The following is a 1,745-nucleotide window of genomic DNA, read 5'->3' on the forward strand; positions in this document are numbered from 1 at the left end:
GGCCCCAGCCCTGGCCCCAGCCCTTGATCACGCCTTCTTCGCGCAAACGGGTCAGCACTTTGAAGGCGCCGGTGCGGGCCTGATTGAAGTATTCCAGCCATTGATCACCGTAGAAATCCTGAGCGATGTCATGCACCCAGACGATGTCCAGACGGTCGGTCTGCAGACGCTTGAGACTGTCTTCAATGGAGCGCAATGTGGCATCTGCGCTGTAGTCGTTGACGATCTTGTTCGGGCGACCGTGTTCAAACACCCCACTCTTCTCGCCCAAGTCACGGGCCGCAGCGTCTTCGACTTCATCAAGAATGACTCGGCCGACTTTGCTGCTCAGCACATAATCATCGCGGTTGTACTGCGCCAGCGCGTTGCCCAAACGGATTTCCGACAGGCCCGCACCGTAAAACGGCGCGGTGTCGAAGAACCGTACGCCGGCATCCCAGGCGGCATGCACAGTGGCCAGCGCCTCTTCTTCAGGAATCGCGCGGAACATATTGCCCAATGGCGCGGTGCCGAAACCCAGTGCGCCGGGCAGTTTGTCTTTCAAGCTCATGATTCAATCCTCGTCAGTTTCATTGGCCAGTTGCCTGACCGTTGAGCAGATCCTAGATTGCGGCGGTCGGACCGTCCAAGACATAATGCGCAGCACTTAAGTCCCTATAGGTCTTACATGATCGACATCCGCCAATTGCGCTACTTCGTCGCCGTCGCAGAAGAAGAACACGTCGGTCGCGCCGCCGAACGCCTGCACATTTCCCAGTCGCCACTGAGCCGGCAGATTGCCCAGCTTGAAGAACGCCTTGGCCTGACGCTGTTCGAACGCAGCCAGCAACGCATACGCCTGACCCGCGACGGCCAAACCTTCCTCGCCGAAACCCGCGCCCTGCTGACCCACGCCAATCGCCTCGAGTCCCTTGGCAAACGCCTCGGTCGCGGCGAAGAAGGCGGCTTGTGCATCGGCTACATCGAAAACGCCATGCACGCCGGCGTGTTGCCCAACGCTTTGCGCGTGTTGCGCGTCGACCGGCCGAACGTGCATGTCGCGCTGTACAACCTGAGCTCCGTCGAACAACTCGAAGGCCTTCGCCAGCGTAGTCTGGATATCGCGCTTGTCAGCGAACCGCCCGTCGCCGAGGACCCGGATTTGCTGGGTTTTCAGGTGCTGGACGACCCGATGCTGCTGGCCCTGCCCGAGCACCATCCCCTCGCCCTTCAGTCGGAACTGACCCCGGCCGACCTGGCCGATCAGGAATGGATCGGCGTGCAACACCGACAAAACGTCACCAGCCGCGACGACTTCGTCAGCGCCTGCATCCGCGCCGGCTTCACCCCGGACATCCGCATGGAAGCCACCGAACCGTTTACTGCGTTGGGGCTAGTGGCGTCGGGGTTGGGGATTGCGATGATTCAGAAGGGATTGAGCAGGAATGCACCACCGGGCGTGGTGCTGCGTGAAGTGCCGTGGATTTCGTTTACCACGCCATTGTGGGCGGCGTGGCATCGGATCAATCTGCGGCCGTTGGTGGAGACGTTCCGCAAAGTGCTGACGGAGCCGCCGGCCGCTTAAGCCGAGATCAGTGTAGGAGTGAGCCTGCTCGCGAAGGCGGTGTGCCACGCGACATCATCTTTGTCTGATGGACCGCTATCGCGAGCAGGCTCGCTCCCACGTTTGTCCTGTGTGGCTCACAAAAGCGAGTCCACAAAGATCCCCTGTGGGAGCGAGCCTGCTCGCGATGAGGCTCTCACTG

At 60.9% G+C, this 1,745-nt stretch carries 2 protein-coding genes; one reads left to right on the forward strand and one right to left on the reverse strand.

What is annotated here, in order from left to right; translation table 11 throughout:
* A partial coding sequence (locus AC1DRJ_RS26545) for an aldo/keto reductase (protein WP_477804764.1) occupies nucleotides 1-550 on the reverse strand: 550 nt, incomplete at its 3' end.
* A 117-nt stretch (nucleotides 551-667) separates the two neighbouring features.
* Between AC1DRJ_RS26545 and AC1DRJ_RS26550 the strand changes: the two genes are divergently transcribed.
* Nucleotides 668-1,564 (forward strand): LysR substrate-binding domain-containing protein, encoded by an 897-nt coding sequence (locus AC1DRJ_RS26550; protein WP_477804765.1) that lies wholly within the window; start codon nucleotides 668-670, stop codon nucleotides 1,562-1,564.
* The last annotated feature ends 181 nt before the right edge of the window (nucleotides 1,565-1,745 follow it).

The organism is Pseudomonas sp. P5_B2 (assembly GCF_056400445.1).

Excerpts from the sequence above, each read along its gene's own strand:
- AC1DRJ_RS26550 (WP_477804765.1), top strand. The coding sequence starts at position 668 with ATGATCGACATCCGCCAATTGCGCTACTTCGTCGCCGTCGCAGAAGAA.